The 15,413-nt window shown below is 52.7% G+C and carries 11 protein-coding genes; 9 read left to right on the top strand and 2 right to left on the bottom strand.

All coding sequences use genetic code 11. The features are described from left to right. The first annotated feature begins 61 nt into the window (after positions 1 to 61). From AC27K1_RS03205 to prpD, 6 genes are all read left to right on the top strand, one after another. Positions 62 to 1,681: an outer membrane protein transport protein gene (locus AC27K1_RS03205; protein WP_487148248.1), complete on the top strand. Its 1,620-nt coding sequence runs from the start codon at positions 62 to 64 to the stop codon at positions 1,679 to 1,681. A gap of 61 nt (positions 1,682 to 1,742) precedes the next feature. Further along, positions 1,743 to 2,969, top strand: coding sequence for a MalM family protein (locus tag AC27K1_RS03200; protein ID WP_487148247.1), 1,227 nt, complete (start codon positions 1,743 to 1,745; stop codon positions 2,967 to 2,969). Between the two features lie 1,132 nt (positions 2,970 to 4,101). Beyond that, complete coding sequence (locus tag AC27K1_RS03195; RefSeq protein ID WP_487148246.1) at positions 4,102 to 4,782, top strand: GntR family transcriptional regulator; 681 nt, start codon at positions 4,102 to 4,104, stop codon at positions 4,780 to 4,782. A 66-nt stretch (positions 4,783 to 4,848) separates the two neighbouring features. After that, positions 4,849 to 5,736, top strand: coding sequence for a methylisocitrate lyase (prpB, locus tag AC27K1_RS03190; RefSeq protein ID WP_487148245.1), 888 nt, complete (start codon positions 4,849 to 4,851; stop codon positions 5,734 to 5,736). Between the two features lie 71 nt (positions 5,737 to 5,807). Continuing rightward, the gene (gene prpC / locus AC27K1_RS03185) at positions 5,808 to 6,932 is read left to right on the top strand and encodes a bifunctional 2-methylcitrate synthase/citrate synthase (RefSeq protein WP_487148243.1); all 1,125 of its coding nucleotides are present in this window, start codon (positions 5,808 to 5,810) and stop codon (positions 6,930 to 6,932) included. A gap of 52 nt (positions 6,933 to 6,984) precedes the next feature. Next, positions 6,985 to 8,433, top strand: a complete 1,449-nt coding sequence (gene prpD, locus AC27K1_RS03180; protein WP_487148242.1) for a 2-methylcitrate dehydratase — start codon at positions 6,985 to 6,987, stop codon at positions 8,431 to 8,433. 61 nt (positions 8,434 to 8,494) lie between these two features. On the opposite strand, the gene ppsR is transcribed toward prpD, so the two are convergent. Next, a complete protein-coding gene (gene ppsR / locus AC27K1_RS03175; RefSeq protein ID WP_487148241.1) occupies positions 8,495 to 9,313 on the bottom strand; it encodes a posphoenolpyruvate synthetase regulatory kinase/phosphorylase PpsR in 819 nt (272 codons plus the stop codon). Positions 9,314 to 9,617: 304 nt separating this feature from the next. Here ppsR and ppsA point away from each other — a divergent pair, with 304 nt between their 5' ends. The 3 genes from ppsA to acuI all read left to right on the top strand — a co-directional run bounded on the left by ppsA (position 9,618) and on the right by acuI (position 14,219). Beyond that, the gene (ppsA, locus tag AC27K1_RS03170; RefSeq protein WP_487148240.1) at positions 9,618 to 11,990 is read left to right on the top strand and encodes a phosphoenolpyruvate synthase; all 2,373 of its coding nucleotides are present in this window, start codon (positions 9,618 to 9,620) and stop codon (positions 11,988 to 11,990) included. A gap of 223 nt (positions 11,991 to 12,213) precedes the next feature. After that, entirely contained in the window at positions 12,214 to 12,702 is a 489-nt protein-coding gene (gene rraA, locus AC27K1_RS03165; RefSeq protein ID WP_487148238.1) for a ribonuclease E activity regulator RraA, read from the top strand. Between the two features lie 536 nt (positions 12,703 to 13,238). Beyond that, positions 13,239 to 14,219: an acrylyl-CoA reductase (NADPH) gene (gene acuI, locus AC27K1_RS03160; protein ID WP_487148237.1), complete on the top strand. Its 981-nt coding sequence runs from the start codon at positions 13,239 to 13,241 to the stop codon at positions 14,217 to 14,219. A 58-nt stretch (positions 14,220 to 14,277) separates the two neighbouring features. Here acuI and AC27K1_RS03155 read toward each other — a convergent pair whose 3' ends face one another. Beyond that, positions 14,278 to 15,219, bottom strand: a complete 942-nt coding sequence (locus AC27K1_RS03155; protein WP_487148236.1) for a LysR family transcriptional regulator — start codon at positions 15,217 to 15,219, stop codon at positions 14,278 to 14,280. Between the last annotated feature and the right edge of the window lie 194 nt (positions 15,220 to 15,413).

The following is a 15,413-nucleotide window of genomic DNA, read 5'->3' as shown; positions in this document are numbered from 1 at the left end:
AGCAAGCACAGGCATAGGCCGGCCAACAGCTGATCGAATAACAAAAAGAAGAAAACGCAGTATGATCAGAACGCTTTCAGGTTATTTCAGGCCCGGGTGGCTGGCGTCACTGTTACTGCCGCTGGCGATGTCCGTGCAGGTAAAGGCCCAGATGGCCCAGAACCTGACCATCGGCAATCCCAAGGCCATGGCCATGGCCAACGCGGTGACCGCGGATTTTGTCGGCATGGACAATGTCCATTACAACCCCGCCGGATTGGTTGACCTGAAAGGGCGGCAGATCGAAACCAAGGTGATCGCCGCCTACATGGATATCCGCGCCGAGTTCGAGCCCGGCGATAATTATGATTTCTTCGGCTTTGATGCGGACGATGATCCCGTCGTCTATGACCAGAGCCAGACCGCGACACCGGCCATGTACATCCCCGGCATCGGCCTGCAGACCATGCCTGCCCTAGTGGCGCCGCTGAACGGCGTGTCGTTCAATCCGCCGGGCTCCAAGTTCACCTTCGCCAACAATCTCTATGCACCGATGGCACTCGGCTTTGCACGGGAAGACGGTGATCCTGCCGCGTTCCAGGGACAGCGGGTGGCGCTGCAGCGAATTACTTATCTTTCACCGTCCATCGGTTACAAAATCAACGACCAGCTGGACGTAGGCCTGTCCATCGGTTTTTCCCACCAGGCACTGGCGATGGAGCAGAAATTCCGGAGTCCCAACGACCTGCTGGCCCTCAACGCGAACCCGGCCATCCAGACCCTGTTCTGTGAGACACCGGGCATTGATATTCTGACCGCTATTTTCCTGGATATCTGCCAGGGGAACGCAAACCCTTTTGCCAATATGGCAGATATGTCCCTGGAAATGACTGAAACCCTGTCGCCGACCTACAACCTCGGCCTGCGCTGGAAACCCTACGACTGGCTGCGCTTTGGTTTGGTTTATCAGAGTGATGCGAAGATGAATCTCAAGGGTAACTATTCCTTTGAGTATTCCGAGGATTTCTTCGAGTTCATGAAAGGCTTTGCCGGTTACTACAACCCCTCGATCTTCGGGGCGGCGCTGGTCGGGCCGATCAGTGCCAAGCAGAAGGAGGAGGGCATTGCCTCCATGAAGCTCACCTATCCCCAGCACCTGTCCGGCGGGGTGAGCATCGACCTGACCCCGAAACTGACCATGAACTTCGACCTGAAGTGGACCGACTACGATGTCTGGGACAACTTTGTGATCGAGTTTGACCGGCAGGTGATGGCCATGCAGTTCGCCAGCATCCTGGCGCCGGCCAATGCCCAGCCCAACAAGATCGTCATGCCGCGGGGCTACGAGAGCAAGTGGAGCTGGGCGATCGGGTTTGAATACGATGTCAGCAGCCGCCTGAGCCTGCGCTGGGGGTATGAGAACCGGCCGTCGTCCATTCCCGCGGACAAGGCCGATATCATGGCGCCTTTGGGTGATGCCCATATCATCGGGCTGGGGTTTGGTTACCAGTGGGACAAGGAATCCGTGGTGGATGTCGGTTTCCAGTACTTCTGGTCGAAACAGGAAATTCCGGCGGGCACCAGCTGTAACGTCAACTGTGACGGCCTTACCGACCTGGTCTACAACCCCTACGCGGGGATGGATCTTGAGACCAGCGTTAACGCCTATATCTTCTCTCTTTCTTACCGGACCCGTTTCTGACGCCAATGGGCTTGAAAGCCGGGCGCCAGGCAGGGATGATAACCTCCGGGAGGGCGGCAGTATGAGAATAACAACCCGGTGCTGTTCCGGCAGTTTGCTTGTTTTGAGTGTGATGGCGGGGCTTGTGGTATTACCGGCTAAAAGCGCGGAACGCTATTTCACTTATATCGATGAGACCGGTAAGGTGCGAAACCTGTTTCTGGATGAAAAATTCAAGGAGCAGCAGGACGAGGTTCGCCACCGTATCAGCCTGTCCAGTTATATAGACCCCTACGATAACCCCGGTTCTATTGCCTACCAGAATTTTTCGCCGACATCCGAAAAAAAACGTCGTTATTTCACCTGGGTAGATGCTGACGGTACGGTTCAAAGCAGCTTCTATTCAGATCAATCCGATATCAAACCCCGTGATCAATATGTACTTGGCTCCGGCGAGCGCGCCAGTAGTTATGTGGATGCGGATGTGTTGGAAGGGCGCGGTTTTGTCCGCAGCGAAAATGGCCAGCCGTATTACACCTGGACCGATGCACAAGGGCGTATCCAGAACACCGCAATTACCACTGGGCAGCGGGCACAGGCTTTCAAGCGTCCCAGGCTGCCGGGGATTGGCAGTCGCAACCATGATTTTACCGATGGCAATGAGTTATTGCTGAAAGCGCTGCCTGCACCCAAAACCCGGCATGTTGCCCTGAGCCCTGAACTGGCAGGGGTTCTGGATGCAGACCGTGAACAGCGACGAAAACCGCAACGGGCGCGTGATGCCGAGCTGGCAAAAGCCTTTAGCGACGGCTGCTGCATCCAGATGGATGTGCGAGATTTTGAAAACCCCGGTGTCGACCAGGCGAAATATGATGAATTTAATCGCTTTACGCCGCTGTTCGATTTTCCGACAGGCATGAGTTACTACAGTGGTTATGTGATCCCGGCTGACAAGCCCAGTTCAGCCATTCGTGTGCGGAGTTTTTCCAACCAGGACGTGATGTATCCCAGCCTGCTATTTCTGGATGCCGCCCGGCGACCGACCCGGCTTGTCACCGACGCGATCTACCGCTTGAATCCCGAAACCTGGCACAGCTATGCCTACATTGAAGGCATTGTTGCGATAAAACCCCTGTTAGGTGAGCGCTATGTGGTGGTCATGACCACGGAAGAGGCCCTGCAACAGCAAACCCTCGATAACAAACCTTTCGCCCGGCCGCTGGATATGGCGCCGGTCGTGGCTGAAGAGGGTATGGTGGTTCGGCAGCATGCCTCCACCGGCTCCTTTGAGGTGACATTTCTCAAGTAAGCTGGCTTTGACCGGGAACCTGTTTCATTTCCCGGGTTAGGTTTTTGCGTGAGTTTTCAGGTGACCCTTTAAATGGTCTTTTCGGGAGAACGCTTTTTTACATAGTGTGCAAATATGATTTTTCTGGTCTGAATGAAGGTGCCTGTGCCTTGCCAGGCTGGATGAATCGGAGAAGAGTTGCTTGCACTTTCCACATTGGTAGCGCTTCTCTTTTGTGTGAAGGTTCTCGTGTACATTAAGGCCGGGTTTACTTTTAAAACCCTTTCCACAGTATCTACAAGTGTAAAGCCGGTCTTGCCTGTGAGTGCGTTTGTGTCTTGTCAGACCCGCTGAACTGGCAAAGCATTTGTCGCAATCCTGGCACGAGTAAGGTTTGTTTCCGGTATGTGTATTGGCGTGGTCTCGTAGCAGGTGGCCTTGTTTAAAGCATTTTCCACACACTTCACAGAGGTATTGTTTGCCCTGATGAAAATGCGATTGATGGCTCCACAATTTCTCTACCGATGGAAAAGTGCTTGGGCATTGATCACAATCTGCATGGGTGACACGGGTTCCGGGCTGTTTCTTCGACGGCTCTTTCGATGTGCCTGCTCCTTCTGAAACTGGTTCTACCAAGGCGGCTTGACCCGTCGCCAGCCCTTTCGGGGTGCCGAACCTAACGGTACCTGTCGGGGGTAACGGTAATTGTCCTACTGTTTCAGGCCTCTGGTTTCCTGGAGGTTCTCTCAATTCTTCCCCTCCACCTGCCTCCGGTGCTTTCAGCAAGGATGGCGGCTGACATATCACTGGCCACCCTCTTTCTGGCAACAAGGTTGTTGCTGTATGGCGGGAAAAGCCCGGTAAATTGTCAGCAGAGGTTTCAGGCTTCAGCGGTTGTGGCTTTGCAGGGATGAATTGCTCTTTAGTCCAGGTTGCCCACATGGGTTCACCGGTAGAGCCTGATGGTGAATCTGTTCTCTCCATTGCTATTGCCGGGTTTCCCATAAATAAACTGCACCTGTATGAGACAGCAATCGGGCCAGTTAGTGCGGCTGCTAACGCGTACATTGTTGACAATGTAGCGCTTGACGTTCGGTATATACGTATATAAGCTCCGCCGGATAAAATAATTGTCAACAATAATGACCATTCCATGAATGCCCCTGAACCCCGCACATTGTCCGACCGTGTGTTCACGCTCATCCAGCGTGCCATTGTGCGTGGTGATATTCCGGGAGGCAGCAAGCTCAGTGAATCCGGGCTGGCGGAACAGTACGGTATCAGCCGTGGCCCCCTGCGTGAGGCCATCCGTCGTCTTGAAGGCTGCAAGCTGGTGATTCGTGAACCCCACAGCGGCACCCGTGTAGTCTCTCTTTCTACCGAAGAACTCCTTGATATCTACCATATCCGTGAAGTCATGGAAGGGCTGGCCTGTCGCCTGGCGGCAGCCAATATGACCCGGGCCCAGGTTGACGATATGCGTCGTTTGCTGGATCAGCATCGCGAACAGTCCGAACTCAAGGACGGCGTTGCCTATTTCCAGCAGGAAGGCGACCTGGATTTTCATTACCGGATTATCAGCGCCTCGGGCAATCGCAAGCTCGTCGAGTTGCTCTGCGGTGAGCTTTACCACCTGATTCGCATGTATCGCTACCGGTTCAGCACGCAACAGAACCGTCCCCTGAGAGCATTGACAGAACACCAGCAGATTATTGATGCCCTGGCGGATCGGGATGGCGAATTGGCGGAATTGCTGATGCGCCGGCATATCCGTGTCTCCCGTAACCGGCTGGAAGAACGCATTCAACCAGGATTCGAGGCTGCGCCACCGTGACAGCGGGGCAGGCTGTACTAAAACAGTAGCGATGACAACGACTGCACGAACAACAGGATACCGCGTATGACCGAACTGACCCCCGGCCAGAAGTTTCGCAAGGCCGTTGAAGCAAACAGCCCACTGCAGGTGGTGGGCACCATCAATGCCTATTGCGCCATGATGGCTGAAAAAACAGGGCATCAGGCGATTTATCTCTCTGGTGGCGGCGTCGCCAACGCTTCCTACGGTTTGCCGGACCTGGGCATGACGTCCATGAATGATGTGCTGGAAGACGTGCGTCGGATCACGGCGGCCAGCAGTCTGCCACTGCTGGTCGATATCGACACGGGGTGGGGCGGCGCGTTCAATATTGCCCGGACCATCAGGGAAATGACCCGGGCAGGCGCGGCAGCTGTTCATATCGAAGACCAGGTGGCCCAGAAGCGCTGTGGTCATCGTCCGAACAAAGCCATTGTCAGCAAGGAAGAAATGGTCGACCGGGTCAAGGCGGCGGTGGATGCCCGTACCGATGAAAGCTTTGTCATTATGGCCCGTACCGATGCGCTGGCCGTCGAAGGCATGGATGCCGCCATCGAGCGTGCCTGTCTCTGTGTCGATGCGGGGGCCGATATGATCTTTCCGGAAGCCATGCAGACACTGGACGATTACCGTCGTTTTGTTGAGGCTGTGAAGGTGCCGGTTCTGGCTAACATTACTGAGTTTGGGCAAACACCATTATTCAATTGCCAGGAACTGGGGGATGCCGGTATTGCCATGGTGCTTTATCCGTTAAGTGCATTCCGCGCCATGAACCAGGCGGCACTGAACGTCTATCAGCACCTGCTGAAAGAGGGTGATCAGACCCGGGTGGTCGACACCATGCAAACCCGGATGGACCTGTACGATTTCCTGGATTACCACGCCTATGAGCAGACCATCGACCGTCTGTTTGCCGAAAAGGGCGAAGAATAAACTGGCAGAACAACGCGTTAGCAACAATTCTTAACGACGTCTCTTACACACAAGAACCAGAGGGAGCACGTATGGCTGAGAAAAAACTGACCGGCGCCGGCCTCCGCGGCCAGACGGCAGGACAGACGGCACTCTGTACCGTGGGCAAAAGCGGCACCGGCCTCACTTACCGGGGTTACGACATCCATGAGCTGGCGAAATACGGCACGTTCGAGGAAATCGCCTGGTTGTTGTTTCACGGTGAGTTGCCGAACAGTGAAGAACTCGCAAATTACAAAAGGAAGCTGCAGGGTTTACGTGGGCTGCCTGAACCGCTGAAGCAGTGCCTGGAATTGATTCCTGCGGATGCGCATCCCATGGATGTCATGCGGACCGGATGCTCCATGCTGGGTAACCTCGAAACCGAAACCGATTTCAGCCAGCAGCAGGATGTCACGGATCGTCTGCTGGCCGCATTTCCCTCCATTCTCCTTTACTGGTACCGGTTCAGCCATGATGGCGTCCGTATTGAAACAGAAACGGATGATGACTCCATTGCCGGGCATTTCCTGCATCTGCTGCACGGTAAAAAGGCGGCGGAAAATCATCGTCGCTGTATGGATGCGTCCCTGATTCTTTATGCAGAACATGAGTTCAATGCATCGACGTTTACGGCAAGGGTCTGTGCGTCCACGCTGTCGGATATGCATTCCTGTATCACGGCGGCAATCGGTTCGCTTCGTGGACCGTTGCATGGCGGCGCCAACGAAGCGGCCATGGAGATGATCGAGCGCTTCCAGTCGCCGGAAGACGCCAAGGAAGCCATTCTTGGCATGCTGGAACGCAAGGACAAGATCATGGGCTTCGGGCATGCGATCTACCAAACCTCTGATCCACGAAACGGCATCATCAAGGAGTGGTCAAAGGTTCTGGGCGATGAAGTGGGTGATACCGTGCTGTATCCGGTATCGGAAATCATTGAGCAGGTCATGTGGGATGAAAAGAAGCTGTTTCCGAATGCGGACTTCTTCCATGCCTCGGCTTATCACTTCATGGGTATTCCAACCAAGCTGTTTACGCCGATCTTTGTCTGTTCACGGCTGACCGGCTGGGCTTCTCATGTGATGGAGCAACGCGCTAACAACCGGATTATCCGGCCATCGGCTGAGTATACCGGCCCGGAGCCACGCGCCTGGGTTGGCGTAGAAGAACGCTAATAACCGTAATGCTGCATTAATAACGTCTTACAACCAGAAGTCAGAGAAAACAATGAGTGCAAACGTTGATGTAAATGAGCGTCCTGATTACGACCAGGTACTGCAGGATATCGCTGATTATGTTCTTAATTACAAGATTGAGTCCGAAGAGGCGCTGGATACCGCCCGTAACTGCCTGATGGATACCCTGGGCTGTGGTCTGCTGGCGCTACGCTTTCCTGAGTGTACCAAGCATCTTGGCCCCATCGTTGAAGGAACAGTGGTTCCTCACGGTTCACGTGTTCCGGGCACATCATTCCGTCTGGATCCGGTAAAAGCCGCCTGGGATATTGGCTGCATTATCCGCTGGCTGGATTACAACGATACCTGGCTGGCGGCAGAGTGGGGCCATCCTTCTGATAACCTCGGTGGCATCCTGGGGACGGCCGATTACCTGTCCCAGAGCCGGATGGCCAATGGTCAGGCACCCCTGACCATGCGCGATGTGCTGGAAGCCATGATCATGGCCCATGAGATTCAGGGCTGCCTGGCGCTGGAAAACAGTTATAACCGGGTTGGTCTGGATCACGTGGTGCTGGTGAAGGTGGCCTCAACGGCTGTTGTTGCAAAACTCAAGGGTGCAAACCGTGATCAGTTGCTGGCAGCGCTGTCCCATGCCTGGGTGGATGGACAGTCTCTGCGTACCTACCGCCATGCGCCGAATGCCGGTTCCCGTAAGTCCTGGGCGGCCGGTGATGCAACCTCAAGAGCCGTACGCCTGGCGGATATCGCCATGCGTGGCGAGATGGGTATTCCCGGTGTACTGAGTGCGCCCAAGTGGGGCTTTTATGATGTGCTGTTCAAAGGACAGGAATTCAAGTTCCAGCGCCCTTATGGCAGTTATGTCATGGAGCATGTGCTCTTCAAGATTTCATTCCCGGCCGAGTTCCATTCCCAGACTGCCGCTGAAGCCGCTGTTCGTCTGCATGATCAGGTGAAGGGACGTATTGATGAGATTGAGCGGGTTGAAATTACCACCCATGAATCCGCAATCCGGATCATCTCCAAGGTTGGCCCGCTGGCCAATGCCGCTGACCGCGATCATTGTCTCCAGTATATGACTGCTGTGCCGCTGCTGTTTGGTAACCTGGTGGCTGAGCACTATGAAGACGATTTCCATGCGGCGCATCCTGAAATTGATGAACTCCGTGAGAAGATGGTCATCCTGGAAGATGAGCGTTATTCCCGTGAGTACCACGAGCCGGAGAAGCGCTCTATTGCGAACGCGATCCAGGTGTTTTTCAAGGATGGTTCGAGCACAGAGAAAGTGGCGGTTGAGTATCCCATCGGTCACCGCCGCCGTCGTGAAGAGGGTATCCCGCTGCTGGAAGCCAAGTTCAAGGCTAACCTGGCGACCCGTTTCCCGGCTGGTCGTTGTGACGCAATCTTTGACCTGTGCAAGGATCAGGCGAAGTTGGAAGCGACACCAGTTAATGCGTTCATGGATTTGTTTGTGATTTAAATCGCAATAGAAAACGCCCAGCCGAAATCTGGGCGTTTTTTTATCTTTACAAGTTGCGGACTTATTTCAACCGACGCTCAATGCCGGTCTGGGCAATAATGCGCGTGGCGATCTCTTCCACAGAGTAACGGGTCGTGTTGATATAGGGGATATTTTCCCGCTGGAACATCAACTCCACTTCATTCACTTCCATTTCGCACTGACGGCTTGAAGAATAACGGCTGTTGGGTCGGCGTTCGTTACGAATGGCAGCAAGATGTTCGGCATCAATGGTAAGGCCAAACAGTTTGTTTTTGTGCTCTTTGAGGATGGCGGGCAGGCGCATCATATCCAGATCATCTTCAGTGATCGGGTAGTTTGCTGCGCGAATACCGAACTGCAGGCCCATGTACAGGCAGGTGGGGGTCTTGCCGCATCGGGATACACCAATAATTAAGATGTCTGCCTTATCGTAATAGCGGGTTTTCGCACCGTCGTCGTTGTCCAGGGCAAAATGGACAGCATCAATCCGCTGGTTGTATTGGGTGTTGGCGGTGATGGCGCGCTTCTGGCCAATCTTGTGCATGGCGTGCTGGCGCAGTTCCTGCTCCAGGCCGGGCATGAACGCCTGAAAAATATCCGTCGTATAAGCGTTGGCGCCTTTCATGATTTCGCTGATCTGCTCATCAATAATGGTGCTGAACAGCAGTGGCTTGTGCGCGCTGTTTTCTGCCTGCCGATTAATGTCGGCGACAACCGCCTGGGCTTTTTCCGGGGTATCCACGTAGGGCAGGGTGAGGTTATCGAAGTCGATATGGTCAAACTGCGCCAACAGACTCTTGCCAAAAGATTCCGCGGTAATGCCGGTACCGTCCGAGATAAAATAGACTTTGCGTTTCATTCCTGTGTTCCAGACCACGGAAGTGGCTTCAAATGTGCCCAACTGCCAGAAAAACTGACAAAAATCATAGGCACTGGCTGTTTGTTCATGTTAAAAAGACGCGCTTTCAGATAGGTAAAAGTCCCCAATCCTTGGTGACGGGATTCACAACCAGTGTCTGCTGGTCGTATAGTACGGCCATCTGACGTTGCTGACAAAGGGCTCCGAACCTTCGCATTTTGCGTTTATACTTGTGCGACCTTGTTCGAGCCACTGACTTTTTTGCCGGGAACCCGGATAAAGTTCCAAATCAGGGGGTGATACCTTGGAAGAGTATGTAATTGCCTTTGAGCACCTGGGAGCAGGTGACGTTGAACGTGTGGGCGGCAAGAACGCCTCTCTGGGGGAGATGATCAGCAACCTGGCGGGCGCCGGGGTGTCTGTTCCCGGAGGGTTTGCTACCACCGCAAAGGCGTACCGGGAGTTTCTGGAAAAGAGCGGCCTGAATGAACGCATTCACTCGCTGCTCGACACCCTGGATGTGGACGATGTCCGCGCACTGGCCGAGGCTGGCGCCAATATCCGCCAGTGGGTCATGGATGAGCCGTTCCAGCCTGCGCTGGAAGATGCCATCCGCACTGCTTTCACCAGCCTGCAGAACGGTAATGAGAACCTCTCTGTTGCGGTTCGTTCCTCTGCTACCGCCGAAGACCTGCCCGATGCCTCCTTTGCAGGCCAGCAGGAAACCTTCCTCAATATTCGCGGTTATGACAATGTCATCCACGCCGTAAAAGAAGTCTTCGCTTCACTGTTCAATGACCGTGCGATCGCCTACCGGGTGCACCAGGGCTTTGATCACCGTGAAGTGGCGCTGTCTGCCGGTATCCAGCGCATGGTGCGCAGTGAAACTGCGGCTTCTGGCGTTATGTTCACCCTGGATACCGAATCCGGTTTCCGTGACGCGGTATTCATTACCTCCTCTTATGGTCTGGGTGAAACCGTTGTGCAGGGTGCCGTTAACCCTGACGAATTCTACGTTCACAAGACCACCCTTGAAGCGGGTCGGCACGCCATTCTGCGCCGCAACCTGGGCAGCAAGGCAATCAAGATGATGTATACCGATAACCACAGCGCTGGCCGTTCGGTAAAAACCATTGATGTAGACGTAGCGGATCGCGAACGGTTCTCCATTACCGATGACGAAGTACAGGCCCTGGCTCGCCAGGCTCTGATCATCGAAAAGCACTACGAGCGCCCCATGGATATTGAATGGGCGAAAGATGGTGATGACGGTCAGCTGTACATCGTTCAGGCCCGTCCGGAAACGGTTAAGAGCCGGAGCGAAGGCAACACCATGGAGCGTTACCTGCTGAAAGAAAAAGGTACGGTTCTGGTGGAAGGCCGCAGTATCGGTCAGAAAATCGGCAGCGGTGTGGTCAAGGTCATCCATAACCTGGCCGAAATGGACAAGGTTCAGCCCGGCGATGTACTGGTCACTGATATGACTGACCCGGATTGGGAACCGATCATGAAGCGCGCTTCAGCGATCGTGACCAACCGTGGTGGCAGAACCTGCCACGCGGCGATCATTGCCCGTGAGCTCGGTATTCCTGCGGTTGTCGGCTGCGGCGATGCCACTGAAAAGCTCCAGGAAGGTCAGGACGTCACCGTTTCCTGCGCGGAAGGTGATACTGGTCTGATCTACGAAGGCAAGCTGGACTTCGATATTCGTACCAACAGTGTCGACAGCATGCCGGATCTGCCGTTCAAGATTATGATGAACGTCGGTAACCCGGACCGTGCCTTTGACTTTGCCGCGCTGCCAAACGCTGGCGTAGGTCTGGCGCGTCTGGAATTTATCATTAACCGGATGATCGGTGTTCACCCGAAAGCGCTGTTCAACTATGACAACCTGCCTGCAGATATCCGCAGCAGCGTTGACAAGCGCATCTCCGGTTATGGCAGCCCCGTCGATTTCTACGTTGAGAAACTGGTGGAAGGTGTGGCCTCTATTGCGGCAGCCTTCTATCCGAAGAAAGTCATCGTCCGGATGTCTGACTTCAAATCCAACGAGTATGCGAACCTGATCGGTGGTCGTCTGTACGAACCGGAAGAAGAGAACCCGATGCTGGGCTTCCGCGGCGCTTCCCGTTACGTGTCTGACAGCTTCCGCGATTGTTTCGAGCTGGAATGCCGCGCCATGAAGAAGGTGCGTGACGAAATGGGTCTGACTAATGTCGAACTGATGATCCCGTTTGTTCGTACCGTTGGTGAAGCCAAGCAGGTTATTGATCTGCTGGCAGAAAACGGCCTGCGTCGTGGCGAGAATGGCCTGCGTGTCATTATGATGTGCGAGCTGCCTTCCAACGCGATTCTTGCCAGTGAATTCCTCGAGTATTTCGATGGATTCTCTATCGGTTCCAACGATATGACCCAGCTGACCCTGGGTCTGGATCGGGATTCCGGTATCATCGCGCACCTGTTCGATGAGCGGAATGCAGCGGTGAAGGCGATGCTTTCAATGGCGATTCAGGCGTGCCGCAAGGCCGGTAAATACATCGGTATCTGTGGTCAGGGTCCTTCTGATCATCCGGATCTGGCCAAATGGCTTATGGAAGAGGGGATTGAAACAGTTTCCCTGAATCCGGATTCCGTGTTGGATACCTGGTTTTACCTGGCAGATCAGAAGATCGACTAAGGCAAATCGCACTAACTAATCAGTGTGATAAAAAGGGGTGAGGCAAAATGCTTCACCCCTTTTTGTTTGGTGCTCTAAAGAGGCAAGAATTTCTACTCGGTAAGAGCATCTCCAAGGGTATCTCTCTGAAGCTTGGATCTTATCTTGTCTAACATCGAGTATTGAATTGCGAAATTTGGTCGCCATGTAATAATCACCCCACCAGACGTTGAGGATAATAACAATGCAATATGTAACACCCGATCTGTGTGATGCTTACCCTGACCTGGTCCAGGTTGTAGAACCGGGCTTTCGCAATTATGGCGGCGTACTTTCGTTTGGTGGCGAAATCATCACGGTTAAATGCTTTGAAGATAATTCCCGTGTGAAAGAGCTGGTTGAAGAAAACGGTCAAGGGAAGGTCATGGTGGTTGATGCCGGTGGTTCCATGCGTCGCGCCTGCCTGGGTGATATGCTGGCAGAAAAGGCGGCCCAAAATGACTGGGCAGGCATCATTATGTATGGCTGTATTCGCGATGTTGATGTAATTGCGCAGCTTCCTCTCGGTGTACAGGCGCTGGGCTCGCATCCGATGAAAACAGATAAAAAGGGTATTGGTGAAGTTAATGTACCGGTTACCTTTAAAGGGGTGACCTTTAAGCCGGGTGATTATGTGTATGCGGATAATAATGGTGTCATTGTTTCCCCATCTCCTTTAACTATGCCTTCATAGAATAGATTGGGTCGGATAATGCAATGTTATCTGACCTTATTGTTTTTGCTTAAGGGTATTCTGAGGTTGAGCGCAACCTGAATGATGTTTAAAGATTTCGTGTTCCATGAAATGGAAACGCTTTTGCAGTAGTTTTTTATCTGTTGATATTGCATCAGGTCAAAAAGTACCAGTGTCGAGTTGCTTACCGGCCGTTTTAGGGCTTCATGTAGAAGGCGGTGTTGGCCAGGTAGAAATTCATTGATAAATATTGGCATGTATGGATAAGAGGTAATTCTGACCTGCGGCGAAGATGTTTTTAGCACTGCTTATTGGTTCAATAGTCGGTAAATACAGGTGGTTATTTTGAGTTTTGTATTTGCTGGTCTGCTTAGAAAAAGGCAAAATTTTTACTCTCACAATGAGGCGGGCCAATATGTGGACTGTCTATTTATGCATAATAATCATATATTTTATGATTAACTTTCATTTTAATCATGACGCCTATCTCAATAAAATTTTGCCATTGATATGAAACAGCATTGGTATTGACGGTAATGTTTAAGGCTTTAGTTCTAAACCAGGTTGATCGGGCAACCCTAGCTTCAGTGGCGGAAATTGATGAAGCACAATTACCGGAAGGGAATGTGCTGGTTGAGGTCGATTACTCCTCTCTCAACTACAAGGACGGTCTGGCGGTTACGGGTAAAGGTAAAATTATTCGTCAATTCCCAATGGTGCCGGGGATTGATTTTGCTGGTCGAGTTGCTGAATCCTCAGATGCCCGATACAAAGAGGGTGATTCAGTGGTGCTGACTGGCTGGGGCGTTGGAGAAAATCACTGGGGTGGCATGGCAGAAAAAGCGCGCGTGAATGCCGACTGGCTGGTTGCGCTGCCTGATGGTCTTGATGCAAAAAAAGCCATGATGATAGGTACTGCCGGCTTAACCGCGATGCTGTGTGTGGATGCATTAATTGAAGCAGGTATCACACCGGATCAGGGTGACATTCTTGTCACGGGTGCCAGTGGAGGCGTTGGCTCAGTAGCCGTGACATTGCTTGCCAGGTTAGGTTATCAGGTTGTTGCTATGTCAGGGCGTTCTGAAGAAAACCGAAGCCTTTTAACCCGACTGGGTGCTTCCCGCATTATTGATCGATCCGCGTTTGAAGAACCTGCGCGCCCATTGGAAAATCAATTGTGGGCAGGGGCTGTTGATACTGTAGGTAGCAATGTCCTCGCCAAATTACTGGCTCAGGTTCAGTATGGTGGTGCAGTCAGCGCATGCGGTCTTGCAGGTGGATTTGATTTACCGACAACTGTTATGCCGTTCATTTTGCGTGGTGTGAAATTGCTGGGTATAGATTCAGTGATGTGTCCAACCAGTAAGCGTCAGGAAGCCTGGGCCCGTTTGAGTGAACTACTGCCCGAAAGCTACTATCAGCAGGCATGTAAAGAAATTGAGCTTAAGGATGTCCCTGCTTATGCGGAATCAATTACCCAGGGCAAAGTTACCGGTCGTGTAGTGATCAAGCTATAAATCATTCATAAAATAATTTTAAGGCCGGCATTGCTGGCCTTTTTTTGTCATTTTGCTTTTAGATAAATCCCATCTCGTGTATTCGCTTCGTGATTAAGCGTCCACATTCTTCCTTCACTAAGCGTCGCAACCAGATTTGTGCTGCGGAATGTTCGCAGCGTGGATGCCATATCATGGAATAGTCAAAGGGCTTGAAATCGAATGGCAGGGGTTTGATGACCAGCTTATGCCTGTCGGCAGCAAGATAAGCTAGATCCGCAGGTACAGTGATAATCAGTGGCATTGTATTGATAATTGCCAGGGCTGCTTCCAGATGATAAGCACGAAGCACCATCCGGCGATCAGGGTAGCCTCTCAAGGCCTCATCAATCAGCGATTTAACACCGTCACTGACAGCAATCATTGCATGGGGGCATGAGAGATACGCTTCCAATGTCAAGGTCGTATTTGCCTGGGGGTGTTGTTGCGAAAGCAGGCAGAAAACACTAACGAGTCCCAGTATTTCCTGATGCAGCGGTGCAACCGGACCGGTTGGACGACATAGCGCCATGTCACATCCCCCCGTTGTTAACTGGGTTGGCAGCTGGTCGTGCTGTAATGGCACAAATTCGAGCGAGACCCCCGGCGCTTCACTATATATCCGAGGTAAAGCGAAAGGCAGAATGGTCTGCATCGCATAGTCGGTTGTGGCGATGACGAATTGCTGTTCGCATAGTTCTGGCCTAAAGCTCTCGGGTGAAAGAACTTTCCTTAAGGCTTCCAGAGGATCGTGCAGGGATTGCTGTAACTGAAGAGCGCGTTCTGTTGGGATCAGTTTTTGACCGTTACGCGTGAATAATGGGTCGTCAAGCAGTTCCCGTAAACGCCCCAGGATTCGGCTCATGGCGGATTGGCTCAGGTTCAGCCTTATTGCTGCATGGCTCACGCTGTTTTCTTCGAGCAGTACTTTCAACGCAACCAGTAAATTCAAATCGCGCCGGTAAATCTCTTCAAGTTCCAACTATCGTTACTCGCAGTGTAGGGCAGGGCGTAACGTCTCAAACGTATGTGGCGTTACGTTCGTCGATATTTACAGGGAATAACCTGGAGTGCAATTTTTCTCAAACTCATACCGGTGTTTTTCCGCTCATCTGGCAGCAATCAGCACAAATCACCGTCTAGAGCATGTTCCTTCTACTCCCTTATCCCAGCCGC

Source organism: Kistimonas ophiarachnellae, from assembly GCF_057552235.1.
This window is presented reverse-complemented; position numbering and strand designations above follow the sequence as displayed.

Excerpts from the sequence above, each read along its gene's own strand:
- prpB (WP_487148245.1), top strand. The coding sequence starts at position 4,849 with ATGACCGAACTGACCCCCGGCCAGAAGTTTCGCAAGGCCGTTGAAGCA.
- rraA (WP_487148238.1), top strand. The coding sequence starts at position 12,214 with ATGCAATATGTAACACCCGATCTGTGTGATGCTTACCCTGACCTGGTC.
- prpD (WP_487148242.1), top strand. The coding sequence starts at position 6,985 with ATGAGTGCAAACGTTGATGTAAATGAGCGTCCTGATTACGACCAGGTA.
- prpC (WP_487148243.1), top strand. The coding sequence starts at position 5,808 with ATGGCTGAGAAAAAACTGACCGGCGCCGGCCTCCGCGGCCAGACGGCA.
- AC27K1_RS03205 (WP_487148248.1), top strand. The coding sequence starts at position 62 with ATGATCAGAACGCTTTCAGGTTATTTCAGGCCCGGGTGGCTGGCGTCA.
- ppsR (WP_487148241.1), bottom strand. The coding sequence starts at position 9,313 with ATGAAACGCAAAGTCTATTTTATCTCGGACGGTACCGGCATTACCGCG.
- AC27K1_RS03195 (WP_487148246.1), top strand. The coding sequence starts at position 4,102 with ATGAATGCCCCTGAACCCCGCACATTGTCCGACCGTGTGTTCACGCTC.
- AC27K1_RS03200 (WP_487148247.1), top strand. The coding sequence starts at position 1,743 with ATGAGAATAACAACCCGGTGCTGTTCCGGCAGTTTGCTTGTTTTGAGT.
- acuI (WP_487148237.1), top strand. The coding sequence starts at position 13,239 with ATGTTTAAGGCTTTAGTTCTAAACCAGGTTGATCGGGCAACCCTAGCT.